Genomic DNA, 24775 nt, shown 5'->3' on the forward strand with positions numbered 1-24775 from the left:
TTTCTTGTTCCTGGAGGTGGCATCTATCAATTACTGCTTCTTTTCTCTTTTAGCCAAATATCGCTTAACTGGTGGATACAATTTATTAGCTATCACTTCCGCAATAATGAAGCCAATGGCTAACGACATCCCCACTGTTAAAGCTTTGACAAAACCATAAGCTGCCAAACTATCGTGTCCCAATGTAAAATTACGCATACTATCATACAAAATAGCTCCCGGAACTAATGAAACTAAACAAGGAACGTAAAAAATATTGACCGGTGCTTTCACTAAAATGGCACACAAATTTCCCAATATACCAATCACAACAGCACCCATCAAATTGGGCATGATCAATCCATGATTGTACCAACCGACAACAATGTAGACAATCCAGGCAATCGCTCCAACTAGACCAGCTGGAATCAGCGTTCGCCGGGGATTATTGGTAATAATGCCAAAACCAACGCTTGATAAGAAGCCAAAGATGAATCCATAAACAATTTCTGACATGATTAACCTCCCAACAACGTTTTGATAACAATTTGACCGATAATAACACCACTACCAATCGAGATACCTGACATAATGGCATCCGTCGCCCGAACTAAGCCGGAAATAGTATTTCTTTCAATAATTTCACGTAAGGAGTTGGTCATTGGCACTCCCGGAACTAATGGCATTAGAGCACTAATAATAATGTAGTTAGCATCGTGTGCAATACCCGAAATCCCCAAAATATGTGCCAACATACTAATAGCTAAGCTCCCCACAGCAACTGGTATATAAGGTATTTTCGTATGATGACCCACATATTGTGAAGCCACGTAACCAATAATTCCTACGAAGAAAGCCAATCCTAAATCACCCCAAGTTGCCTTGAATAACAACATTGGCGGCATTGACACTAATCCAGCACCAAAACATTTCGTTAACCAAGAGAAGTCGAGCGTTTCCTTATCAACTCGTTCAACCTCCTCACCTAATTTTTCAAAGGTGATTTCATGACTAGTAAAAGCCCTAGATAAAGTATTGATCTCATCGACTTTTTGTAAATTAAAATCTCCCACCCGCACTTTAAAAATTCTGGTGGTCGCACTTTTTTCCGAACTAACAAAAATACCAGTCATTGTCGCGTGACAAACAACCGGTAAATCCGCAGCTCTTCCTATATATTCAACTGTATTTTCAACTCGAGCCGTTTCGGCACCATTCTCTAGTAGAATTGTACCCACTTGACCACAAAGAGTGACAATATCACGTTCACTGATAGCCCCCATAATGGTGCCTCCAAGTAGCTAATTTAATCGTTAGAATATTATTAACACATTATCATGCCAAAAAAAAGCAAAATAAATCTCTTTAGTATGCCGTCTGCGAGTGCGAGAAATTGAGGCTGCTATGGGGACCGCTCGGAGCCAAGGTCTCCAAGCTCGATTTTGAGCTTCGCAAAGTACGCGAATCTCAAAACTCGTCCCGTGGTGTAAGGGCTAAAGCCCTAACGCCACCTGCATTGCTGCCCCAATTTCTCGCACTCGCAGACTAGATTATTTGTACTCTTTTGCTGTTTTTAATAATATTGCTTACTTAAAAGAAATCTTTATTTTCAGAACATTTATTTTGGATAATAAAAAAATCCACCACAGATTTTCTCCATGATAGATTCTATACTAAAAATTATTTAGCTTTTTTGAAATAAGTACCTTTTAACAAAACAATCGTCAAACCTAACACCAGAACACCAATAACTACTAAAACATAATTTGTGGTATTCCCTGTTTGTGGTAACGTACTGGCAGTTTTCTTAACTGGATTGTCATTCGATGCTGTTGTTGGTTTAGCATCTCCAAGATCACTAATGTTACCTAAGCTGGAAATCAAATCTGATAAACCTGATGTGTCTGTTCCACTCATTAAGTTTGATAAATCGGATGGATTTAGACCGTCAAAATTCAAATCGAAACCTAGGTCTTTGTTCAATCCAAAATCAGGAATATTCATCGTGATATCGCCGGGTATCAAATCGCTCAAGTCGGTTAGTTTTTTAATTGGGAAATCGAACGTAATGTAGTTACTGTCGCCTTCACTTCTAAAACTAACGTTGAAAGGTTTTTGATTATTCATTGAATTGATTTCAAAAGCATTCGTTCCAAATTTCTTAGGATATTTAATCGTTGCTTCTACGTAATATGTGCCGTCAGGATTTTGCATAACTTTGGCAGTATTAGTGAAGTATGGTGAAATCAACGAACCGTCCCCATTATTTTTTGCAATCTTATAAGTTAGCTCTTTTAAAATTGTTTTAGGATCGGTATTACTACTATTATTATTGTTGTTATTATTTGTTGTTGAATTAGTTGTCGTATCATCGTTTGGTGTAGAAATAATGTTGTCATTGCCACTATTGGATTGTAAATCACTGACAATGCTCTTAGCATTATTCAAACTATTGGTAATATTGTTTTCCGCATGGGTAATTTTATTCAAACTATCCGCAAAAGAATTATTGCCATCAGAGTCCATCGAACTCAAGTCAAACTTAAACGTCACATTTTGTTGATCAACATTTAAATTTAAAACTTTGGTTTGGACAGTAGCTGGAATATCTTTATCCAAATCATCTAAACTATTTACATTAAAACTAATATTTTTCTGATTATTACTACCATTTGAAATTTTTGGCGTTTGACCATCAATGGTAGATACATCCAAATCACTCAAATTAGTCCCGCGGCCAGTGACAGTAACCTTGTAAGTTCCATCATCATTTGGCGTAATCGTAGCACTCTTCGTAAATAGTGCATTCATTGGTGAAAGTGAATTTGAATTTTCTTTGTAAACTTCGTAATTTATTGTTTTACTATTGCTTGTCGAATCTGCTTGAACTGTTTCTTCTATTAAGTTAGGTGAACTCGAGTTGTTTACTCCGGTTCCACTAAGTATTCCCAAAAGCATCCCCACAGACAATAGACTAATTAGTAATTTCTTCATCGTATCGCCCCTTTTAACATATACCAATTTTATCATAATTATCTTGAACACTTAAATATTACGATATCTTTCTCATTATATAAAATCATTTTTTAATTTCTATCTTTACCTTGGGATTGAAACTAATTGTCGTCCTTTTATCCTTTAATTACTAACAAAAATAATCAAATCGGTTGCTTTATAACATCTCACAACTTATATTATTAGCGGGGTCAATCCTATGGAACACACTGTTAAAGATGTTTTAAAAATACTCAACGAACACGGCTTCTATGAAATAAGAATTGTTGGTGATCATCATCGCTTAACAAATGGTAAAGGAAAGTTCGTAACTGTCGCATATTCAGAACTAAAAGATAATATACCTCTTGGAACCTACAATTTAATTTTAAAACAAGCTGACCTAAAATAATTCTAAATTTACGGAGAATATCATATGAAAAAGAGATTAATTGTTTACCCTGCAATTTTTGACGATACTGCCAACAAACCGGGGGTTTATAGCGTGACATTTCCAGACGTTCCTGATGCTTTAACTTATGGAAATAGTCTAGCTGAAGCTCTAGAACGTGCCCCTGAAACATTAGGATTATCGCTCTATGAACTAGAAAAATTACCAACTCCTTCTGATTTGAACCAACTTAGAACAAGTAACCCTAACTCAACCGTTAATCTCGTAAGTGTCGATTTAGAACACATTAAGTCTCAAGCAAAAATTAAAAATACAATACATTAAATAAGAATCACTCAACCGAGCGATTCTTTTTATTTTTATCAATTTTTGAAATCGTGTTATTTGAACAAGTATATAATCATTAGACCAATTAGTTTCAATTTTTAAATCACAAAAAATATAACAGTTAAAATAGCTGACGTGTGTGCATTTACTCACGCAATCGAGGCCCGGGACCTTGGTTCGATCCGGTCCCACCGTACGGGTAAACACAAACACGTCGGCTGCAACTTTCAGAAAACATAAAATAAATTTTACATTAGAATTATTAAAGTAATATTATAGATTATTTGAAATAAGCTAAGAGTTAGATATATACTTATAGTTATCATTTGCAGGAAGGTGAATTTTTATGAAACAAGGAACAACAATCCTTACTTTAGACAATGGTTACCATTTATGGACCCACACCCAAGGTCATGGTGACATCAAATTGCTTTGCCTTCATGGTGGACCCGGCGGAAACCATGAATATTGGGAAAACTTTGGCGATGAATTAGCTGATCTAGGCGTTCAAGTTACTTTCTATGACCAATTAGGTTCATGGTACTCAGATCAACCAGATTACAGCGATCCCGAAATTGCTAAGAAATATCTAACATACGACTATTTCTTGGAAGAAGTTGAAGAAGTTAGACAAAAACTTGGACTAGATAATTTCTACCTCATTGGACAATCATGGGGTGGTGCTTTAGTTCAAATGTACGCTGCTAAATATGGACAACATCTTAAAGGTGCTATCATCTCAAGTATGGTCGACGAAATTGATGACTATGTAAAGAATATTAACAAATGTCGTTTGGATACTTTAGGTCCTGACAAAGTTAAATACATGGAAAAAGTCGAAGCTGACAATAATCTATCTGACCCTACATACCAAAGTTACGTTGATGTTTTGAATGCAGAATACGTTGACCGTAAACAACCAAAGGCTATCAGACACTTGGTTGATACAACAGGTATTCCTGTTTACAATACATTCCAAGGTGACAATGAATTTGTTATCACAGGTAAATTAAAAGACTGGCACTTCAGAAAACACCTTAAAGAAATCACCGTTCCAACTTTGATTACTTTTGGTGAACACGAAACAATGCCTATCCCAACAGCTAAGATTATGCAAAAGGAAATCCCGCATGCACGCTTAGTAACAACACCAAACGGTGGCCACCATCACATGATTGATAATGCCCCTGTTTACTTTGATCATTTGAAGACATTTATCAAAGATGTTGAAAATGATAATTTTAATGACTAGAGAGTGGAACAAGGGCGGTCAGCTCCCGAGCATTTTCTTAACTATGTGAATTGCACGCCGTTTTTGCGTGTGATTTGCATAGTTATGAAAAGCGGAAGGAGTTGCCCTTGTGTAACTCGTTTTAATTAGAGAGCGGAGTAGGCCCGAGAATTTCCGAGCATTTGCATGACTTCACGAATTATTCGTGTTCTTTGCGGATGATTTGGGAAGTTAGGCAAAGCGGAAGAAATTGGCCTACGTAGCTCGTTTTGATTAGAGAGTGGAATAAGGGCGGTCATCTCCCGAGCATTTTCGTAACTATGTGAATTGCACGCCGTTTTTGCGGGCGATTTACAAAGATATGAAAAGCGGAAGGAGTTGCCCTTGTGTAGCTCGTTTCAGAGCCACCGCCAATATAAAAAAACTAAATTCAACACAACAAAAAAATCCTTCAATTAATTTTGAAGGATTTTTTACGTACTTTTACTTTGTATGAATGTATCTCCGATATTGGAGACGTTCCAGCCAAGTTTGTTGAGCAGAGATTCCATGACGTTCATGGATTTTCACATAGTTTCCTTCATCTGTTAGATGATAAGAATTTTCCGTATCTTTCCAGAACATCTTAATAATCTTCAACAATTGGCGCTTAGGTTTTTCTTCAATCACAGGAACCGCAATTTCTACCCGACGCTCAAGATTTCTCGTCATCATATCGGCTGATGAGATCCACACATCGGTGTGATCACTACCATATTGGAACTTAAAAATCCGACTATGTTCCAGTAACTCACCAACAATACTCTTTACTCGAATATTTTCTTTGGGACCACAAATACCTAGTTTCAACGAACATGGACCACGAACAATCATTCTAAATGGCAAGCCTTCTTTAGCCGCATCATAGATTGCATCAATGATATCAACATCGGTTAACCCATTAACCTTCATGAAGATCTCACCTTGACCATCACGTTTGTAAGCTTCAGTAGCTCGTTTGATATTGGCAATGACCATATCGTTTATTCCATTAGGTGAAGCTGTCAAATACTTATAAGGCAACTTTTCACCTGTTATCAAATAATGGAAGAATTTCGTGGCGTCATCAATATAATCTTGTTTACTAGTAAAATAACTGACATCAGAAAAGACATTGGCCGTTATAGCGTTGTAATTACCTGTCCCGATTTGAACATAACCAGTATTATCGGCATGCAATACTAAACAAATCTTCGAATGAACTTTGTTGATTTTGTCTCCAAATAAAACTTTAACGCCAGCCTCTTGAAGAATCTTAGCCACTTCAATATTATGAACTTCGTCAAAACGAGCACGCAACTCGACAACTGCTGTAACATCAATCCCTTTAGCAGATGCTTCTTTCAACAGACGCAATAACTCCGAATTATTTTCAGTCCGATAAATCGTAATACAAATTTTAGTTGTCTTAGGATCATTGACTGCTGTTTCCAAATAATCAATAAAAACCTGGAATGAATCATATGGATATTGTACAAAAATTGGTGATTTATCCAAGTATTGCAACATATTGTTAGACTTATTCCACTGTAAAGCGTCAAACGGTGGAAAGACTAAATCAGGATGATTCTTATAAAGCTTGAAAATATTACCAAGGAACTTCAAATCAACGGGACCAGGAATCTTGTAAACACTCTTCTTACTAATATCGAGTAGTTTAGCAAAATATTCTCGACCCTTTTTGTCGCCATTGTCAGAGAATTCAACTCGCGTAATTTTTCTTAAATCACGTGTATCGACATAGTTAATCATCTTGTTAAGGTATTCTTCATCAGTCAATTTTTCATCCAAAAAGTCATACGGTTTGTTTTGATCATAAGTGACACGGAAAACATAGAACTTAGAAATTTTATATTTTCGAATCATCTCAGATGAACAATGACGAATTACATCTTCAATTAAAATGTAGTGATTATCGACGCCGGTTTCAATCAAGCGACCAAGATCCTCTGGAATTGGACAAGTATAAACATAATTAGGCGTTTCCATCAGCAAATTCAAATTTCGACGATACTTGAATCCCTTCATAAAACGCTGCATATCTAGTCTTGGCAAAATTTTCTTATTATAAAACTTTTTGACATATTTCTTTTCTGAATCATTTAAATCTTTGAACTTCATTAATTTAAAGAGACCAGTTTCCTTAGCCTCTTTCATTAATGATTTGTAGGCAACATATTGTTTTTCAATATTTCGATTATTGAATTCATAAGCTAAACTGAGAATTTCTTCTCCAGACAAACCAGTCCGTTTCTCTGATTTATCTTGCTTAACCATCGTATGAATATTGTGCATTCTGACACGGAAAAATTCATCCAAATTGTTTGAGGCAATGGCTAAAAAGCGGAGTTTTTCCAAGTACGGAACATTTTCATCATAAGCTTGATCAATAACTCGATTATCAAATAATATCCAACTTAAATCCCTATTATAATATTTATCCTTCATATAGCTAATTAACCTTCATTCCTATATTTATCCTTCATCCCTCTGTTCTTTTTTAAATGATTCGTAGTCGTATTCAACTTGTTTGACGTAACTATTAGTAAAGTTCATCAAAGAATTGGCAATATCCGCATACTCTTCACCGAATCCAATAATCAATGGGTAGTTTGGTGAATGTGAGTGGGCTCTGGCAAGTAGAATGACACAAACCTTTGTATAGTCTTCAAACGATTCAAAATCTAATTTATCCAAGTTGATGGATGACTTCATATCCTTGAATTGACGCATATAAAAACTATATTTCTTAGTATCGAAGGCTCCTAAGAATGGATCGGAGGCACTTTGCAAAATCAATTGACTGTTAACAATATTTTGTCCCTGACTAACCTCATCATCAGAGTAAAGTTTGTCATCGTTGTAAATTGGTAAAGCTTGCTTAGCTTGAAGCACTAAGTAGTTACTATCCAAGTCTTGTAGCAAGATCAAGTAGCAAAGAGTCCCCACGCTCCCTACACCAACACTGTGACGGACGATATCGATAATGTCGAAATCTTCCAAAAATAGTCTGACATCACTGCGTTGATTCTTCTTATACCGCTTATAACCGTCAACGACACTCTTATAATCTTTTTCACTGATATGTTGCGTTACGGGTTTATTTTCAACAAAACGACGTTCACCGCTCGCACTCAACTCAGTATATTTTTCAATAACTAGTCGCGAATTACTCTTCTGAGCTTTTTTAATACTCTTCGCAATCATATTATTGAATGATTCTTGGAAGTACTCCTCATTGTCCTTTAGCATACCAAATATCTCGGTAATATTTTGGAGCGTATTTGGTAAAATAAACCGTTTCATTTCGGAAATTTTTGTCATGTGTTTTAGCGTATCAAAATAAGTATCAACTACCGTCAACAAAAATTCCTGAACGTCAGTTTCAACGAAGCCATGTGCACGGGCCACAATCAGCGCACTAACCAACAAGCGTTTTAAATCATATTCCCAATGACCCAAATGAGCTTCGTCAAAATCGTTCATATCGAAGAGCAATTGTCCTTCTGAAGAACCATAAAATCCGAAATTACCGAGATGGGCGTCACCACCAACTAAAACTTTGATGCCACTATTCTCATTACGTGATAAGTCATAATGCATCACATCAACCGTTCCGCGGAAAAATGCAAAGAGTGACTTCGACATTCTTTCCCGCTTAACTGCCAAAAGTTCTGGAACTAAAAGCTTATTTTTGATGTTCAAGATTTTGTGGATATTTCTTTTTTCAGGTTCAAACTGATCAAATTTATCGGAAACAGTTGTCGCAAAAAAGCGACCTCTGATAATTAATTGTTCCGTACTTTTAAAAGCATCAGTATCTTGAAAAGTATATGGTGTTCTGCTCATACCGGTCATCTCCTCAGTTTCATTATACAATAGCTAGCCCGGATAACTGCCAGCTTTCATCATTTTTTACATTAATGTTTACTATACTAAAATATATATTTTAAGTATGACTAAAATGTTATCTTTTATAACTAAATATTAACTTAAAATACACAATGTTTAAGGAAATATATCATCTCCAGAAAGGAGCAAACACGTCGTGTAGTGTGCGTCGCTTTCAGTGTCTACTGATACTTACTCCTTACTACTAACTTTTTTATATTATTGTTAATCCACCAAACAAAAATTTATAAATCGTTCGAATATCCGACAAAAGTTTGAACTATATTTAAAAGATTCAATACAAATATAAAAATAGACCTCAAGTTTCAGGTCTAATGCAATTACGTTCTAAAACAAAGCAAAAAAAATCCCGAATACAACATTCGGGATTTTTTAAAACTTATATACTATTTAGCAGCTTTAGCAGCAGCTTCGTCAGCATAAATCTTGTTTCTCTTCTTCATTTGTTGTGCGTACCAGATAAAGATCAATAGGTATGCAACAAGTGCTAATGCAGCGTAGAGAATAAACTTAATTTGACCAGTTGAAGCATTACCAACTAAGTAAGCCAAGAATTTTTCAACAGGACCTTCCATAGTTGAGTGAGAAATCATTGTACCTGATGCAAGACCCTTAGGGAATGCGCCAAGTTTCTTAGCTGTAGCTGTAACCATAGGTGCTGACAATGTACCTGCCCATAGGAATAGAGGCAATTCGATAGCACCAATAACGATCATACGGATAATCTTACCACGTGTAACAACTAGCAAAGCTGGTGTAACACCCATGGCGATGATACCACCTAAAGGTAAGATCTTGTTGCCAGGTAATACAAGTGCTTCAAGAAGCATGATAGGTGCTAGAACGTTAGCAGCAGCCCAGATTTCAGCACGTCCGGCGATAAATGGCCAGTCAAGTCCAACGTTCATTGTACGACCCTTAAGTTTCTTGTTAGCAAAGTCTGTAATACCTTGTGATAGTGGTTCAACAGCGGCGATAAACCATGAACCGATAAGTGAGAATAGTTCCAAACAGAAAGCAGCTGTAAATGATAATGTAAAGATTTCTTTAACACCTTGGTGTGAAAGTAAACCAATAAAGATACCTAAATAAATACCAATAGCGAACTTGCTTCCCCAGAATCCAATCTTCTTGTTCAATGCGGCGGCATCGAAGTCAAATTTATCTAACCATGGGAAGATAACATCAAATAGTTTATCAAAGACCATGATAATTGGGTTCATCATGTAGTTCATATGAGTTGTTGTCATTGGGTTTGAAGCTGGTGCATGTAATAGATCATTAAAAGTAGGTTTCATCAAATCTGAGTTGATAATCTTCAAAACACCAATAAAGATAACAAGAATTGTAGTGATTAGTAAGTTTGCGCCGAAGAACATAGCTAGCAAACCAACGAAAGCTAGATGCCAAATATCAAAAATATCAACATCAAGTGTATTTGTCTTGTCCATTACGATCATAACGATATTAACGATAACCATAACTAGCAAGAAGAACAATGTGTAAGGTGAACCCCAAGTAATAGTAGCAAGTGGAGCCCAACCTAAGTCAGTAACTGATAGTTGAATACCAGTTGACTTAACAAACGCATTCAATGCGTCTTGGAAGGCTGTTGTCAACAATCCAATAACGGCACTGATAGCGGTAAGAGCGATGGCTAATTTAATACCACCCTCCAAAGCTTTAGAGAATTTAACTCTAAAAATCAAGGCGATAATTGTCAAAACGATTAACATCATTGGTGCGGCACCAAGATCAATTAACGGTTTGAATATCGCGTTGGCAAAATCAATAATTCCTGACATTTCCGTTTCCCCCTAGATGAAGCCTTTTTTATGCCTTGCCACTGTCCTTAATAGCTTGTTCTACTTGGTCATAAACAGGTTTGGCCATAGCAGGCATTCTATATAGGATAGGACCAGCATCAATAACTGGGCAGCTTGGTGTAAATCCAAGATCTGTGGCAGCGATTGGTGTGAATAGATCGTAATCCTTCAACATATCTTCAGTAATATCCTTAACCATAACGGCGTCAGCTTGAACATCGTATCCACGATTGCTCATTTCTGTTTCCAACGCATCTTTGATTTGGTGACTTGAGTTAACTCCGGCACCACAAGCAGCTAAAATTTTGAACATAATTTACACTCTCCTTTATTCATTACTCTTTGCATATTTAGTAAATTTACGGTTCAAGAATGAATAAATCTCTTTAGAATCATCACTCTTGAAGAATGGTACAAGCTCGTTTTCTGAAGTACGAGCCATGAAGTCCATGATCTGTGCCAAAATGTTTGATTGGCCTTCTGGATCATTATTCAAAATCATGAATAAAAATTTCACTGGAAATTCTTTCGATGGATCAATCATATTATGGAAAGAAATTTCTTTATCCAATTTAATAGGAACAATCATTCGTGCTTTAACGAATTCGCTCTCCGTATGTGGAATAGCTATGTTTGGTATCTTTGGTGATACGACTGACATATCAATCCCAGTTGGATAGTTCTTCTCACGTTCCAATAAATTGTTAATGAAGTCTTTAGTCACAAGATCTTTCTTTAATAAAGAATCGGCTATTTCGCGAAACACTTCCTCTTGTGTTGAAGCTTTTGAAATATAAACTTCGTTTTCGCTAAATAGTTCATCAGTAGCTAATTCACCCATTAACACCATCACCTACCCGTTTGTTTGTTTTTGTTTACAAGAACGATAGTAAACGCTTGCACAAAATATGTCAATACTATTTATAAATTTATAAACTTATAAATAGTACATCCCTTATGGGGCAAGGAACACAGATGTATACGTTTACATATAACTGAATGATAGGAAATGTAGACCTACATATTATTTTTTAATAAAATGATCTTTTATTATTTACAAAAATGTTCTTTTTGTTTGTAACAAACTATAATAAACAAAAAGATACATTCGCTTTTTATTACACAAAAAAATGGCAAGCTCATTAACGAGTTTGTCATTTTTTATTTAAATACCGTCTGACTCTTCGTCACTGGCATTAGTCGAAGTTGAATCACTATCATCCATAGTAAAATGCTGTATACCTTCTTTGGATATAGACACAAGCTTTTCGGCCATATCATCGGAACTATCATATGTTGAATAAATCGATTCAAGTAATGAGCCAAGATTACATCCAGACACAGTTTGAATATTTTTATTACTGTATGATAAAGCAGCAGCAACCTTGAACGGTGTACCTCCAGCTAAATCAGTAAACATAACGAATTGTCCATCAGGTTTATTATTTATAACTTTTTCAAATTCTTTTTGTAGATCTTTATCTGACATACTTTCCTTAAAGTCTATAAAAGACCAATTATCTGGAATCGCGCTTAATAAATGAAGTGCTGCCTGCATACCAGAAGCAAATCCACCATGACCACTTACAATTAGATTAATTTCAGCCACTAACTAATTACCTCCTAACTACATCCAGCCAATTGCTGACATTAAAATAGCAAGTACGAAAGTAAGCACAATTAACCAAATAGGGCTAACTTTCTTTCTTAATAACCAGTATAGGAAGAATACAAAGGCAAATGGTAATAGATTTGGAAAAATCTTATCCAACAATTGCTTTTGAAGACTAATTGCTCCAGAGCCTGTACCAACTTTGATTACTAATGACATCTTAACGTATGAAGCAATTAGACCACCGATAACAGTTAATCCAAGAATTGATGCAACGTGTGAAATAATCTTTGAATTATCTTCAATAACATCGATAGCTCTAGTACCTAGGTTGTATCCTAAGTGAGCCAATGGAATACGTGACCAGAACAAGAATACATAGACTGCAAAGAATAGCAATGGTCCAAGAACGTTACCATTTTTAGCGATTGAAGCTGCAATACCACCGGTAATAGGCATAATAGTGAACCAGAAAATGGCATCACCAATACCAGCCATAGGACCGAATAAGGCATTCTTCAAACCTTTAATAGTTGTACGATCAACGTGATCTTCTTCCATTGTTAGTAGAAGTCCCATAAGGATAGGATACAAAGGTGGTGAACTGTTGATAAATTCCATGTTATCTGTCATAACATCTTTCAAGCCTTGTTTATCATCTTTGTAAATCTTTTCCCAAAATGGGAGTTGGGCCCATGTCCAGCCTGGAGCGTGCATACGTTCATAAGAGAATGATGCTTGAACCAAGTTCGAACGGATACCTAACATGGAAATTTCATGCTTAGTAAATAAACTCTTCTTTTTTGTGTCTTTTTTATCAGACTTTACATCTTCAACTTTAGATACCATCTTCCATGTCATCACCTTTCGTCTCAAGTTCTTTCATCTTAGCTTCAACTTTTGCGTCTTTACGACTTCTATAGTATTCAATCATAGCGAATACGACACCAATTAAAGCAACAGGTAAAACGTTGCTAAATGGAATCATTGAAGCAATAACAAATCCGATTAAAAGATATGGGAAGTATTGAGCTTTCAACATAACTTTTAGTAACATAGCAAAACCAACAGCTGGAAGAATACCACCAGCAAGTTCAAAACCATGTGTTAACCATTGTGGCATTGATGTAACTAATTGGTGCATTGGTGCTTGAGCAGCATAGGCACTTAAGAATGCAACAATACCGAATGACAATACAACGATAGTAAGCGGAATATAATTCAAACGCTTAAATGATCTTGCATTTCCCTCTTCAGCATATTTGTCAAATTTTGACATGAAGAGTGAGAATGATGAATAGTAGAACAAAAGAATATATTGCATAAGCATAGCAAATGGTAATGATAGACCAATTGCAGTTGTTGGAGCCGTTTTATTAGTAGCAGCAATAACGACGGTCATAATACCACATAGTACTGTATTTGGTGGTTGTGTACCACCAGCTGGAGTTAGTCCGGCAAAGGCTAATTCAGTAAGTCCACCGGCAATAACACCCAACTGCAAATCTCCTAATATTAATCCTGTAATTGTACATACGATGATAGGTCTGAAAATATAGAATGCTTGTAACCAGCAATCAAGTCCAGCTACCATTGCCCATACGGCAATCAGGATTCCTTGAGTTAATGTAATCGTCACTTAGTTCACCCCCGTAAATAAGTTCGAAAAATTATAACCATTATTCAACCTTGCTCAAAAGATCGTCAGTAATAGGATATTGCTTGTCCCCTGGGTAATCTTGAATATAAATCTTAACTCCAGAATTTGCTAAAGCTAAAAGATCATCTTTATCTTTAGCATCTGCATAAACCTTCTTGGTAACTTCAGTCTTGCCTTGAGCAAAATGCATATTACCAACGTTTATTTCTTTGATTGGTACACCACCCTCAACTAGAGTACGTGCATCAGCAGGTGTCTTAACAACGATGAAGATATGTTGTCTATCAGCAGCTCTGCTAATAATCTTAATAGTCTTCTCTAATGTGAAGAAACGAATACCTGCACCTGATGAATCAGCAGTTGTTGACATCAACTTCTGTTGAAGTTCATCGCCCGCAGCATCATCATTAGCAACCAAGATTAAGTTAGCTCCCAAAGATTTTGTCCAAGTTACACCAACTTGTCCGTGAACTAATCTGTTATCAATACGAGTTAATAAAATATTTGCAGCCATGTTTTTTCACCCCCCTCCGTTAAACGTAACCAAAACTTATTTGTTTTTGGTTTTGTTTTTTATTGTGTTATTTTGTTTACTTTTGATAACGCTTTCATTATATTCCAGTGAAGAGGTATGTCAATGTTTGCTAATGGTTTCACAATTATCTTCTACCACGTCTCCCCAACGCCTACTACCAGTAAAAACTTTTAAAAAAATTATTTGTGAAATAAAAAAAACTTTGGTTTTCCTAAAAAAGAACCACTTATTCTTAATAAAGCCGATTATTTTTTAAGAAAAGTGACTAACATCAGTCCTAAATCGCTTGAAATCAGTTTTAATTATCATTTACTTTAATTACAATTTTCAGCTTTTGCCTTTAATACCAGTTATTTTTTAATAATTTTCAGTTTCATATGAAGCGCATACATTATTCGTTGTTGATTCATTTTATATGTTGACAATCAAACAAACAGATGCTAAATTATGTTTGTAACGAACAATAGTAAACAAAAAGAGGTGATCTTTTGTTAAAGAAAGAACGCTTTCTAAAGATACTATCGGAATTAGATAAGAACGATATCGTTACTGTTAACGATTTAACTACATTATTGAATTGTTCTGATATGACCATCCGTCGTGATCTTGAAGAGTTGTCAGAATCTGGCAAGTTGATCCGGATTCACGGTGGAGCTCAAAAAGTTAGTGTTTCTCCATTAGAGGAAGCTTCTCATGTGGAAAAACGTCAGGTCCATATTAAGGAAAAACAAGAAATAGCTAAACTGGCAGCTAACCAAATCGAAAATTTCGATACTATCTTTATCGGTCCAGGAACAACGCTTGAATTGATTGCTCAAAACATTACAAAAGATATTAATTCTTTGAGGGTCGTGACAATTAGTATTCCTGTCTTTGAAAGCTTTAAAAATTCAGATCTCAATTGTGAATTAATTTTAGCCGGTGGAATTTATCGTAGCCGTTCAGGAACATTAATTGGTGCTTTGGCAAGCAACGCTGTGAGTGGATTGAAATTCGACAAAGCATTCGTCGGTGTTAATGGTATTCAAAATTCTCAAATTATGACTGCCAACACTGAAGAAGGTCGAATTCAAAGCGTTGCTTTAAATAACTCGCAGACGAAATACATCGTAACTGATAAATACAAGTTAAATCGTAATGATTTCTATACTTTCTATAGTTTGGACGATGTAGATTACCTTGTGACTAACAAGAGCACTTCAAAGGAAACAATCGATTATTATCAACAATATGTAAGACTCATTACCAAATAATTGGAGGGATTCATTTTATGAAAATCGCATTAGCTTCAGATAAAGCAGGATTTGAATTAAAGAACTACATCAAGGATTATCTTGAAAATGAAGGCAAAGGCTACGAAATTGTAGATCTTTCAGAAGAACCAGCTGCTGACTTCGTTGATTCATCAGTTGAACTTTCTCACGCCGTACTTGATGGCAAAACAGATCGTGGAATCATGTTTGATGAATACGGTACAGGCTCAGCTATGGCAAGTAATAAGATTCATGGCATGGTAACAGCTAACGTTACTGAAGAAAACACAGCCCACATGACAACACAACACAACGGTGCAAAAGCTATTGCTATCGGTGCTGGAATTGTTGGTAAGAAACGTGCTGAATCAATCGTTGATGAATACTTAGGTGTTGATTACGCTGGTGGACGTCACCAAATCCGTTTGGACATGTTGGAAAAACTATATTAATAGTAGGAGGGAATTAATTTATGATTATTGCATTAGGAAACGACCATATTGTTACAGATACTAAAATCAAGATTTCAGAAATGTTAAAGGCTATGGGCCACAAGGTTATTGATGTTGGTACATACGACCACACAAGAACTCACTACCCTATCTACGGATTACGTGTAGCTAACCTAGTACGTGATGGCAAAGCCGACTATGGTGTCGTACTTTGTGGTACAGGTGTTGGTATTTCAACAGCCGCAGACAAGAACCAAGGCGTTCGTGCTGCCCTAGTTGCTGATACAACCGTTGCTAAGTATGCCAAGGAACACTTAAATGCAAATGTTATCAGTTTCGGTGGTGCCGTTGTCGGTGAACATCTAGCTGAAGAAATCGTTAAGACATTCCTTGCTGCTGACTATCTAGGTGAAGACGACGATCTTGTTAAGAAGATTGATGCCGTTGAATCTAAAGACAACCCAGAACAACATGACAATCCACACTTCTATGACCACGAAATGAAGCTATGGGACGAAGGATTCTATCACGACTAAATAGCAGAGAGCGGAGCAATGGCGGTTAGCTCCCGAGCATTTTCGTAGACTTGTGAATTACACGCCGAACTTGCGTGTGATTTACAAGTCTATGAAAAGCGGAAGGAGTTGCNGTAGACTTGTGAATTACACGCCGAACTTGCGTGTGATTTACAAGTCTATGAAAAGCGGAAGGAGTTGCCATTGCGGAGCTCGTTTTAGAGCCACTGCCAGCATATGGTCTAAAAACCCATTGCCAACACACCAACTCTAACCTTCCAATTAAAATCAAAAATATTAAAAACAAAAAGTGAGCTGCCATTGTGTAACTCATCAAGGGCTATATGAAATGAAAAAAGTTAGCCCGGCTTCATGCACTGAACTATTGGTACAGTGCATGAAGCTGGACTAACTCTGAGAGGTTTTATTTCGTAGAACCCATTTTTAATGGCCTGAAACAGACTATTTTAAATTTAACAAAGGGGTCCGCACAATGAGTAATTCAGTTTTAACAATCACAATGAATCCTTCAGTTGATATCTCCTATCCACTAGAACATCTAAATATTGATACCGTCAATCGTGTTAAGGATGTTTCCAAGACAGCTGGTGGTAAGGGATTAAACGTTACAAGGGTTCTCAAGCAACTTGGCGTTGATGTCACAGCATCAGGAATTATTGGTGGAACAATCGGCCAATTTATCACAAATCAACTTGATGAAAATGACATCGATCACGCTTTCATGAAAATTAGTCAAGAATCTCGGAATTGTATCGCTATTTTACACGATAATGGTGATCAAACTGAAATTCTTGAAGCAGGTCCTATCCTTTCAAAAGACGACGAAAATGATTTTCTAGAACATTTCGACGATCAAGTAAGTAGTTTCAAATTAGTAACAATCTCTGGTAGCTTGCCACAAGGTCTTTCAACAGGCCTTTATTCTAAGATGGTCCATGTCGCTGCTAAACATAATGTTCCCGTTGTTCTAGACAGTTCTAACGAAGCATTACGTTTGGCTCTAGAAAGCGATGTTAAACCATTCATGATCAAACCTAATCAAGATGAAATCGCTCAATTAATTGGTAAAGAAATCAGTGATTTGAACGACTTGAAGAAAAAATTAGCAACCGAAGAAATTTTCCAAGGAATTCCTTGGGTTGTAGTCTCACTCGGTTCACAGGGCGCATTCGTTAAATACCAAAATAACTTCTTCAAAGTAAATATTCCAAAAATTCACGCCGTTAACCCTGTTGGATCAGGCGATTCTACTGTAGCTGGTTTAGCCGCAGGTTTGGTTAAAGATGAAAAACCAGAAGATATTATGAAAAGAGCTATGACAGTCGGCATCCTAAATACTTTACAGGAAAAGACTGGAAATATTGACATTAGTCAGTATAAAGATTATTTTGAACAGGTAGACATAGTTAAGTACTAATGTTTAATTTATTATTCGGAGGAATGAATGTATATGACAACACCAAAAAAGTACGCAGCACTAGAAAAAATGTCTGACAAGAACGGAGTTATTGCAGCTCTTGCTATTGACCAACGTGGTTCACTAAAGAAAATGTTAGCCGCAGCCGCAAACAAGCCAGCTAATGAGGAAGATATTGTCGAATTCAAGAAAGCGATTTCTTCAGAATTGACACCTTATGCTTCAGCAATCCTATTGGACCCAGAATATGGTCTTCCAGCATCTAAATTAAGAGCTGCTGGTTCAGGTCTATTAGTTTCATACGAAAAGACTGGTTACGATGCTACTGAACCAGGTAGATTACCTGATTTGATTTCAATCTGGTCAGTACGTCGTTTGAAGGAAGCCGGAGCCGACTCAATCAAGTTCTTGCTTTACATCGATCCAGATGAAGATAAATCAATCATTGATCAAAAAGAAGCCTTCGTAGAAAGAATCGGTGACGAATGTGTTGCTGAAGATATCCCATTCTTCGTTGAATTGGTTACATACGATGACTCAATCGGTGACGTTAAGAGTGCCGAATATGCTAAGGTAAAGCCACACAAGGTTATCGAAGCTATGAAGGAATTCTCAAAGCCACAATATCACATTGATGTTTTGAAGGTTGAAGTTCCTATTAACCTTGACTACGTTGAAGGATTTAACGGCGACAACCCTGTTGTTTACACAAAGGATGAAGCTATCAAGTACTTCAAGGAACAAAGTGATGCTACAAACTTGCCATACATCTTCTTGAGTGCCGGTGTTACAGCACAAGCCTTCAGAGATGAACTACACCTAGCTAAAGATGCTGATGCTAAGTTCAACGGTGTTCTATGTGGACGTGCCACATGGAGAGGCGCTATCGAACCATTCGCTAAAGACGGTGAAGAAGCTGGTAAGAAGTGGATGAACGATCAAGGTAAGAAGAACATTGAAGAATTAAACGAAGTTCTTGCTGAAACTGCAACTTCATGGAAAGAAAAAGTTTCGAAAGACTAATTTAAAACTTTAAAAAAATTACGTACTTTGAATAAACTGGGTTTTCTTGGACAATCTTTTTGTTCAGGAGAAGCCAGTTTTTGTATTCCGCCTCCGAGAACAAGGGGGTTAAACCTGCTGTGAGGACCGACCGGAGCCAAGGTCTCCGATCTCGATTTTGAACTTCGCAAAAATCGCGAATTTCAAAATACGTCCTGTGCTGTAAGTGCTAAAGCACTAACACCACCGCCACTGCTGGTTTACCTCCTTGTTCCCTCCGGCTAGTGTATTTTTTTCTTCTATATTATATTATTTGGTAATAACGAGTATAGTTGATAAGGTATTCCTCTTGATGGATATCATTCTCTTCGATAGATATCCATCAAACCATCACTAATACACTAGTCGGAAGAGCTGGGAAATATTTAATGGCAATGAAAGTGGCGTTAGAGCTTTAGCTCTTACACCACCGGGCGTGTTTGGAGACTTGCTTGCAAGGCTTCAAACCGAGACTCGAGACCTTGGCCCGAGTCAGTCCGCACAGCCATTAAAACATTTCCCAGCTCTGGAGACGGCATCAAAAAAACATTTTTTAGATATTTTATCTGGGGGTAAAAATCAAATGGTTCCTGCTAACTTTGAACTGGCCAGAAACGCTATCACTTCAATGGTCGCTGTTCTACTAATTGTCATTTACATTATTTATATGATTTCGAAATACTCACATCGTGATAAAGCTAAGGTTTGGACTGCTGATACAATCCTACTAACTTTTATCGCTATCTATTGCGTTTATATAACGTTAATGAATTTTGTCACATTACCAGCTAATCTTGACTATATTAATACGGTCGTCACCTTTGCCTTTATGATAGTTGTGATAGCCTTTATTATTAATTCAATTTATAAGAGAATTACTTCAAAATCTAAGAACAACTAAAAAAAGACATGGATAAATTTTGTTTACAAAATTCATCTATGCCTTTTTTTGTAATCCCTTAAGGATATTATTAAAAGATTATTTTTCGTAGGTTACTCTTAAACATTTTGAATGCCGTCTAACAAACTCCAAGTTATCTTTCCCGAGTATTGGCCACTCGAATTACTATGATTCAATCTAAGAAAAATACCTACGTTATTATTCCATGATTTAACAACATCTATTGTCTGACTGGAATCTGTATCTTTAGTATTGGTATAAATATTAGTTGGATTAGTCAATGTCAAAAGTTTTCCAGAATTATCTTTATAAACCATTTCACCATTGAGTTCTTCTTTAGAATCCGGATTAATCAGCCTCGATGCTTCTGCTTGAAGAGTCCAACTACTTTCACTGCTGCGACCATCAATAACTTCAACTTTCCATCCATCTTGTCTTGGCACTATTTGATTATTATACCCCTCGTTCACTGATTTAAATGCAACATTCTTACTAACATCCCCAAATTTCAGGCTACCACCTACTTCAATATCTATTTGGAGTTCTTTGGACTTTAAAACCACTGTTACACCATTATTAGTAACAGTAGAGACTGCCTGAACTTTCAGTATATTGGTCCCCTTATGTAATTTATCTTTGGGAATATTCAAATTGAATCCGGCTGTTTGAATATCCTTTTGGGTACATTTTATCGTGTCATTTTGTTCATCATTTAATGAACTATCAACCGTAATATTATTATAATTTATGCCATAACCAGCCCCATACCAAACTGATCCATCTATCAGTACATTATCAGAAATGGTATCCATATTAGGATAAGTAATTGTTCCAGATGGATCTGTACTAATCATCAGTGAATCAACAGCTATTTTAAAATTAGGAGTATCATCATCAATAATAAAATTGTCACTTTTAAATGAAGCGTGTTGTTTTCCAACAAATGTATCCGTTTTGACAGAATTTACAATCGTATGAAGAATAATTTTGGCATTAGGATGAGTGCTATTCAGACTTTCCTTTAAAACATGCTGTAAATTACCATTATTCAGTTCGCTTGCATTTATATGCTCAGGCTCTAATCCATCGTCATATATTATGTCGCCGGAACTAAAAGTTACTTGTTTAGGTAAATTAAGATTAGCTAAAATATCTTTCCAATCCTTTGTACCACTGGTATAGCTTAATTGATAATTGAAATCTAACGCATCCCCTGGACGTACACTATCTCCCGCATTGACAGGCTTATTAGAAGTAAGATTGTCAATTGTCACATGTGATTCTGCATTAATAAATGATGGAATTGATTCAAAAACAATTAGATTGTTCTCCGTAAATTGCCCAGTTGTTCCTGTAAATCCCCAGTGCAACCTATGATCCGAAGTCTTAAAATTAAATTCATCAAGATTTAACTTAATTGTTTTGGTGTAAATTGTTCCAACAGATGTTCCATCTAAATTTTTATCATAAAGCCAATACGTTAATTCTTTTGTTGACGGATCCCATTTTACAGTCATGTGATTCCAATCGTGATTAGTTAGCTTCATAAATTGAAAACCTTCACCATGATTCAACACAAAATATTGTTTCCTTTGACCATTGCTTCCAACATCTGCTGAGTTCTCGGGTCTATATGTGGATGGATCACCTGGATAACTATTCCCCATATGTTGTCCCTGTTTATCCATATCGAAAGAAACACCCTTACCATTAATTTGAGTATACATTTTCAGTTGATTTATGAATGTATCAAATTCTAAAGCCCAACTATTTTGAATGGCAGTTTTTGCGATGTCCTTACTTGTAACGAAACTACCATCGTGGAGAATATTATCAAAATCAGCTCCCCAAACACCCAGAGTCTCACCTACAGCGGGTTTTCCATCATAAGTTGATATGGCCCCATACTCTCTAGGATCATTTTGCAGTACAAAAGACATCCCATCCCCAACTTCTAATGGATCTTTTCCAAAAGGACGACCAAAGTACAACCACATCGATAAAGTTTGCGTTTTATCCATATCAAAATAATTATCAGCCGCAAAATTACTCCATATTGCCCCAATTTGATTAGTATTACTGGTAACATTCAAAACTCCAGAACGATCATTAGGATCATCATTTCTCCGAAGCACTCTAGCTTCATTCCCATCAAATGTACCTAGCTTAAATGCTGGTGAATCAATATCTAATCCTCGAGGTGCCGTATTCAATGCATTTTCAAAATCCTCTTTATCTAATGGATCTGCTAGAACATTTGTCATGGTAAAATTAAATATCAAATATATCATTAAACAATCAATAATCATGAATAATGCGAATAACAATTTATGATGGATTCCCCAAAATAGCATAAACATACCTTTCTTTCAATATACTAATACCACTTATTAGCACATATAATATCAAATATTTAAAAATCAATCTCAAAATATGCACATTTATTTTTAAATATTTGATATTAGGTATTTTTATACATTCTGTATTTATCTGTCCAACACCTTCCTACTAACGCAAGGCCAAACGTTTCCGTCTCAAGTTCTTACAACATTTTGTAACCTTCACTTGTGAAAAAACATGCTATCCTTTGTCTTGATAAAAAATTTATTCATTGCAAAGGATGTGATCACTCTTGAAAATTTCTGAAGTAAGTAAAAAAGTTGATTTAACTGTCCCAACTATTCGCTATTACTGTGACCTTGGCATGGTTCCTTCCTTACGACGCGATGTTGATGACGAAAGAATTTTTGATAGTGAAGCTGTCTTATGGCTTGAAGGAATCAAATTTCAACGAGAACTAGGTTCTTCACTTTCTGAAATTCAAGCCTATATTCAACTAAGCCAAAAGACCGGTCCTGCAGCATTGAGAAAACGTCACGAGATGCTTTTAAATCAATATGAAAAAGCTCAACAGGATATTGAAGAATCTTCTGAACGATTACAGCGACTTGAGAGTAAAATCAAGTTTGAGGAAAAAATCATGAAGGGTCAAAAGACAGACAGTTTAAGTGCTGCTAGAAGATTTAACACCTAAAAAAAGACGATCAATTGATCGTCTTTTTTGTTTACCCTATTTGGCTTGTTCCGTCGTTGTAATTTAACGTAACGCCATTTTGGACATTAAAGATATAAACATTGAAATGAACTGAATCATTACCAATTGATTGAGCTTCCATTTGAACACCTCGAGGTAATAATTCATCTCCACGGAAAACAGGTGTCACACGATATCTGATGTAATTAGAACTACTTTGTTTCAAATAATAAGCAATATCCATTTCATGAGCTAACATTTCTGGACTATTTAATGAACGAGTCCCAGTCATTAAATTCTTAGGATTATTATTTTGACCGGTCAATTGATAACCAATTAAGTGACTGCGATTGTATAACCAGCCCCCACTGATACGCTTGTTGTGCCAACCAGTTGGATTCCAATGAAGTGGTTCCCGTTTAGCTGTGGGCATTAATGAAACATTCAACAAGGCATTTGCTGCTGTTACACGGTTGAGATTATCAAGGTCCCCATATTGTTGCCAAGCACCTTTAGCAGTACTCAAATCTTCATCAGAAAACTTCGGATTATTGTTATTAACAACAATTTCTTGCGTGCCATTGTAATCCATATTAGCTAAATCAGTATTATCTGCCGTTTGAGTTGGCTTGTTTTCGTGTTGATCGACAGCCTTTTGTTTATCGGCAATTTCTTGTTGCAACTTAGCGATGGATTTCTTCAATTTTTTATTCTTAGTAACTAACTTCTTAGCTTTCTTTTGATAAGAATAATTTTTGACATATTCAGTTTTAACATTACTCTTCGTTGCCGCCTGACTTTGCGTTGTTACTGCAGTTGTGGCAGGAACTAAGGATAATAGCACTAAAAATTTAACTAATTTTTTCATTATCTCTTCGACCTCCTATAACCTGCAGCAATAGCCTCTTGTTCACTATGGAAGTAAACGGCATTAGATGAATTCATGTTGTAACCGGCTTGACCAGGTACATGGTAAATGTGGGAATTAGCATTTCCAACAATTGTTCCTGAATCAGACGTATTCATATCCCCACGTGTCTGAGATGAAGCTTGTTGTGACTGTTGTTCTTGCTGTTGTTTCTGTTGAGCGGCAGCCTCTTTTTGTTGTTTTTCAGCTGCTTTGGCCTGTTCCTCTTGTTGCTTTTGGGCGGCAGCTTGTTGCTCGGCTTCTTTTTGCTTAGCCGCTGCCTCATCACTAGCTATTTGGTCTTGTTGATCTTGAAGTTTATCTTCTTGATCCTGTAACTTTTTTTGTTTAGCTAGTAAAGCAACGTTTTCCTTCTTAGCAATGTTGTACTTATCTTTACCGATATATTTTTGTTTCTTAACAACTTTAGTCGTATCAGCACTACTTGATTGTTTCGATGTGGTCTCCTCATTACTGCCCCCTATACCTGCAGCAATAAAAAATACTAAGATACTAACAATCAAACCAATCCGATTGCGTTTTTTCAGTTTCTTACTAGCTCGATCTGTAGACTTTAACTTGCGACCTTTGAACATTTTAATAGCAAAATAGATTAAAAATCCAAATGCCACTAATGATATAAAACTCGCCATTCCCCTAGCCCCCTTAACTATTTTATAGTTTCATGTTATCGGAGATAATTTTTA

25 protein-coding genes are annotated in these 24775 nt (G+C 36.2%); 10 read left to right on the top strand and 15 right to left on the bottom strand.

Going from position 1 to position 24775, the window contains the following annotated elements; genetic code table 11:
* Positions 1 to 30: 30 nt before the first annotated feature.
* The 3 genes from FD31_RS04570 to FD31_RS04580 form a co-directional block, all read right to left on the bottom strand.
* A complete protein-coding gene (locus FD31_RS04570; RefSeq protein ID WP_057891589.1) occupies positions 31 to 495 on the bottom strand; it encodes a threonine/serine exporter family protein in 465 nt (154 codons plus the stop codon).
* A 2-nt stretch (positions 496 to 497) separates the two neighbouring features.
* Entirely contained in the window at positions 498 to 1262 is a 765-nt protein-coding gene (locus tag FD31_RS04575) for a threonine/serine exporter family protein (protein ID WP_057891590.1), read from the bottom strand.
* 397 nt (positions 1263 to 1659) lie between these two features.
* Entirely contained in the window at positions 1660 to 2973 is a 1314-nt protein-coding gene (locus FD31_RS04580) for an NEAT domain-containing protein (RefSeq protein WP_057891591.1), read from the bottom strand.
* Positions 2974 to 3193: 220 nt separating this feature from the next.
* On the opposite strand from FD31_RS04580, the gene FD31_RS04585 reads away from it, so the two are divergent.
* From FD31_RS04585 to FD31_RS04595, 3 genes are all read left to right on the top strand, one after another.
* Positions 3194 to 3385 (top strand): type II toxin-antitoxin system HicA family toxin, encoded by a 192-nt coding sequence (locus tag FD31_RS04585; protein ID WP_057891592.1) that lies wholly within the window; start codon positions 3194 to 3196, stop codon positions 3383 to 3385.
* 24 nt (positions 3386 to 3409) lie between these two features.
* Positions 3410 to 3709: a type II toxin-antitoxin system HicB family antitoxin gene (locus FD31_RS04590; protein WP_057891593.1), complete on the top strand. Its 300-nt coding sequence runs from the start codon at positions 3410 to 3412 to the stop codon at positions 3707 to 3709.
* 349 nt (positions 3710 to 4058) lie between these two features.
* Positions 4059 to 4964, top strand: coding sequence for a proline-specific peptidase family protein (locus tag FD31_RS04595; protein WP_057891594.1), 906 nt, complete (start codon positions 4059 to 4061; stop codon positions 4962 to 4964).
* Positions 4965 to 5426: 462 nt separating this feature from the next.
* On the opposite strand, the gene ppk1 is transcribed toward FD31_RS04595, so the two are convergent.
* The 9 genes from ppk1 to agaB form a co-directional block, all read right to left on the bottom strand.
* Positions 5427 to 7430 carry a polyphosphate kinase 1 gene (gene ppk1, locus FD31_RS04600; protein ID WP_057891595.1) on the bottom strand — a complete coding sequence of 668 codons (2004 nt, stop codon included), beginning with the start codon at positions 7428 to 7430 and terminating at the stop codon, positions 5427 to 5429.
* Between the two features lie 27 nt (positions 7431 to 7457).
* The gene (locus tag FD31_RS04605) at positions 7458 to 8831 is read right to left on the bottom strand and encodes a DUF2252 domain-containing protein (protein ID WP_057891596.1); all 1374 of its coding nucleotides are present in this window, start codon (positions 8829 to 8831) and stop codon (positions 7458 to 7460) included.
* A 449-nt stretch (positions 8832 to 9280) separates the two neighbouring features.
* A complete protein-coding gene (locus FD31_RS04610; RefSeq protein ID WP_057891597.1) occupies positions 9281 to 10699 on the bottom strand; it encodes a PTS galactitol transporter subunit IIC in 1419 nt (472 codons plus the stop codon).
* 28 nt (positions 10700 to 10727) lie between these two features.
* The gene (locus FD31_RS04615) at positions 10728 to 11033 is read right to left on the bottom strand and encodes a PTS sugar transporter subunit IIB (protein WP_057891598.1); all 306 of its coding nucleotides are present in this window, start codon (positions 11031 to 11033) and stop codon (positions 10728 to 10730) included.
* A 15-nt stretch (positions 11034 to 11048) separates the two neighbouring features.
* The gene (locus FD31_RS04620; protein WP_057891599.1) at positions 11049 to 11561 is read right to left on the bottom strand and encodes a PTS sugar transporter subunit IIA; all 513 of its coding nucleotides are present in this window, start codon (positions 11559 to 11561) and stop codon (positions 11049 to 11051) included.
* 324 nt (positions 11562 to 11885) lie between these two features.
* Entirely contained in the window at positions 11886 to 12329 is a 444-nt protein-coding gene (locus tag FD31_RS04625) for a PTS sugar transporter subunit IIA domain-containing protein (RefSeq protein ID WP_235805330.1), read from the bottom strand.
* An 18-nt stretch (positions 12330 to 12347) separates the two neighbouring features.
* A complete protein-coding gene (gene agaD / locus FD31_RS04630; protein ID WP_235805331.1) occupies positions 12348 to 13193 on the bottom strand; it encodes a PTS galactosamine transporter subunit IID in 846 nt (281 codons plus the stop codon).
* A complete protein-coding gene (gene agaC / locus FD31_RS04635) occupies positions 13171 to 13971 on the bottom strand; it encodes a PTS galactosamine transporter subunit IIC (protein ID WP_057891600.1) in 801 nt (266 codons plus the stop codon). The genes agaD and agaC overlap by 23 nt, the downstream gene beginning before the upstream one ends.
* 40 nt (positions 13972 to 14011) lie before the next feature.
* Positions 14012 to 14506: a PTS galactosamine transporter subunit IIB gene (gene agaB, locus FD31_RS04640; RefSeq protein WP_057891601.1), complete on the bottom strand. Its 495-nt coding sequence runs from the start codon at positions 14504 to 14506 to the stop codon at positions 14012 to 14014.
* Between the two features lie 509 nt (positions 14507 to 15015).
* On the opposite strand from agaB, the gene FD31_RS04645 reads away from it, so the two are divergent.
* The 6 genes from FD31_RS04645 (at position 15016) to FD31_RS04670 (ending at position 20127) form a co-directional block, all read left to right on the top strand.
* On the top strand, positions 15016 to 15780 hold the full coding sequence (locus tag FD31_RS04645; protein ID WP_057891602.1) for a DeoR/GlpR family DNA-binding transcription regulator: 765 nt from the start codon (positions 15016 to 15018) through the stop codon (positions 15778 to 15780).
* Positions 15781 to 15797: 17 nt separating this feature from the next.
* A complete protein-coding gene (gene lacA, locus FD31_RS04650) occupies positions 15798 to 16232 on the top strand; it encodes a galactose-6-phosphate isomerase subunit LacA (protein WP_057891603.1) in 435 nt (144 codons plus the stop codon).
* Positions 16233 to 16252: 20 nt separating this feature from the next.
* Positions 16253 to 16768, top strand: coding sequence for a galactose-6-phosphate isomerase subunit LacB (gene lacB, locus FD31_RS04655; protein ID WP_057891604.1), 516 nt, complete (start codon positions 16253 to 16255; stop codon positions 16766 to 16768).
* Positions 16769 to 17240: 472 nt separating this feature from the next.
* The gene (lacC, locus tag FD31_RS04660; RefSeq protein WP_057891605.1) at positions 17241 to 18185 is read left to right on the top strand and encodes a tagatose-6-phosphate kinase; all 945 of its coding nucleotides are present in this window, start codon (positions 17241 to 17243) and stop codon (positions 18183 to 18185) included.
* A gap of 33 nt (positions 18186 to 18218) precedes the next feature.
* Positions 18219 to 19208: a tagatose-bisphosphate aldolase gene (gene lacD / locus FD31_RS04665; RefSeq protein WP_201782111.1), complete on the top strand. Its 990-nt coding sequence runs from the start codon at positions 18219 to 18221 to the stop codon at positions 19206 to 19208.
* 601 nt (positions 19209 to 19809) lie between these two features.
* Positions 19810 to 20127: a hypothetical protein gene (locus FD31_RS04670; RefSeq protein WP_057891607.1), complete on the top strand. Its 318-nt coding sequence runs from the start codon at positions 19810 to 19812 to the stop codon at positions 20125 to 20127.
* 98 nt (positions 20128 to 20225) lie between these two features.
* Here the strand turns inward: FD31_RS04670 and FD31_RS04675 are convergent, their stop codons facing one another.
* The gene (locus FD31_RS04675; RefSeq protein WP_057891608.1) at positions 20226 to 22481 is read right to left on the bottom strand and encodes an L-type lectin family protein; all 2256 of its coding nucleotides are present in this window, start codon (positions 22479 to 22481) and stop codon (positions 20226 to 20228) included.
* Positions 22482 to 22759: 278 nt separating this feature from the next.
* Between FD31_RS04675 and FD31_RS04680 the strand changes: the two genes are divergently transcribed.
* Complete coding sequence (locus tag FD31_RS04680) at positions 22760 to 23161, top strand: MerR family transcriptional regulator (RefSeq protein ID WP_057891609.1); 402 nt, start codon at positions 22760 to 22762, stop codon at positions 23159 to 23161.
* A 31-nt stretch (positions 23162 to 23192) separates the two neighbouring features.
* Here FD31_RS04680 and FD31_RS04685 read toward each other — a convergent pair whose 3' ends face one another.
* Positions 23193 to 24029, bottom strand: coding sequence for a DNA/RNA non-specific endonuclease (locus tag FD31_RS04685; RefSeq protein ID WP_057891610.1), 837 nt, complete (start codon positions 24027 to 24029; stop codon positions 23193 to 23195).
* Complete coding sequence (locus FD31_RS04690; protein WP_057891611.1) at positions 24029 to 24721, bottom strand: sunset domain-containing protein; 693 nt, start codon at positions 24719 to 24721, stop codon at positions 24029 to 24031. The genes FD31_RS04685 and FD31_RS04690 overlap by 1 nt, the downstream gene beginning before the upstream one ends.
* Positions 24722 to 24775 lie beyond the last annotated feature (54 nt).

It is taken from the genome of Companilactobacillus nantensis DSM 16982 (assembly GCF_001435815.1).
GTDB lineage: Bacteria > Bacillota > Bacilli > Lactobacillales > Lactobacillaceae > Companilactobacillus > Companilactobacillus nantensis.

Coding starts and splice junctions, on each gene's coding strand:
- FD31_RS04570 (WP_057891589.1), bottom strand. CDS start 495: ATGTCAGAAATTGTTTATGGATTCATCTTTGGCTTCTTATCAAGCGTT.
- agaD (WP_235805331.1), bottom strand. CDS start 13,193: ATGACATGGAAGATGGTATCTAAAGTTGAAGATGTAAAGTCTGATAAA.
- lacD (WP_201782111.1), top strand. CDS start 18,219: ATGACAACACCAAAAAAGTACGCAGCACTAGAAAAAATGTCTGACAAG.
- FD31_RS04690 (WP_057891611.1), bottom strand. CDS start 24,721: ATGGCGAGTTTTATATCATTAGTGGCATTTGGATTTTTAATCTATTTT.
- FD31_RS04590 (WP_057891593.1), top strand. CDS start 3,410: ATGAAAAAGAGATTAATTGTTTACCCTGCAATTTTTGACGATACTGCC.
- FD31_RS04595 (WP_057891594.1), top strand. CDS start 4,059: ATGAAACAAGGAACAACAATCCTTACTTTAGACAATGGTTACCATTTA.
- lacB (WP_057891604.1), top strand. CDS start 16,253: ATGATTATTGCATTAGGAAACGACCATATTGTTACAGATACTAAAATC.
- lacA (WP_057891603.1), top strand. CDS start 15,798: ATGAAAATCGCATTAGCTTCAGATAAAGCAGGATTTGAATTAAAGAAC.
- FD31_RS04685 (WP_057891610.1), bottom strand. CDS start 24,029: ATGAAAAAATTAGTTAAATTTTTAGTGCTATTATCCTTAGTTCCTGCC.
- FD31_RS04670 (WP_057891607.1), top strand. CDS start 19,810: ATGGTTCCTGCTAACTTTGAACTGGCCAGAAACGCTATCACTTCAATG.
- lacC (WP_057891605.1), top strand. CDS start 17,241: ATGAGTAATTCAGTTTTAACAATCACAATGAATCCTTCAGTTGATATC.
- FD31_RS04615 (WP_057891598.1), bottom strand. CDS start 11,033: ATGTTCAAAATTTTAGCTGCTTGTGGTGCCGGAGTTAACTCAAGTCAC.
- FD31_RS04675 (WP_057891608.1), bottom strand. CDS start 22,481: ATGCTATTTTGGGGAATCCATCATAAATTGTTATTCGCATTATTCATG.
- agaB (WP_057891601.1), bottom strand. CDS start 14,506: ATGGCTGCAAATATTTTATTAACTCGTATTGATAACAGATTAGTTCAC.
- FD31_RS04605 (WP_057891596.1), bottom strand. CDS start 8,831: ATGAGCAGAACACCATATACTTTTCAAGATACTGATGCTTTTAAAAGT.
- FD31_RS04585 (WP_057891592.1), top strand. CDS start 3,194: ATGGAACACACTGTTAAAGATGTTTTAAAAATACTCAACGAACACGGC.
- FD31_RS04620 (WP_057891599.1), bottom strand. CDS start 11,561: ATGGGTGAATTAGCTACTGATGAACTATTTAGCGAAAACGAAGTTTAT.
- FD31_RS04580 (WP_057891591.1), bottom strand. CDS start 2,973: ATGAAGAAATTACTAATTAGTCTATTGTCTGTGGGGATGCTTTTGGGA.
- ppk1 (WP_057891595.1), bottom strand. CDS start 7,430: ATGAAGGATAAATATTATAATAGGGATTTAAGTTGGATATTATTTGAT.
- FD31_RS04610 (WP_057891597.1), bottom strand. CDS start 10,699: ATGTCAGGAATTATTGATTTTGCCAACGCGATATTCAAACCGTTAATT.
- FD31_RS04575 (WP_057891590.1), bottom strand. CDS start 1,262: ATGGGGGCTATCAGTGAACGTGATATTGTCACTCTTTGTGGTCAAGTG.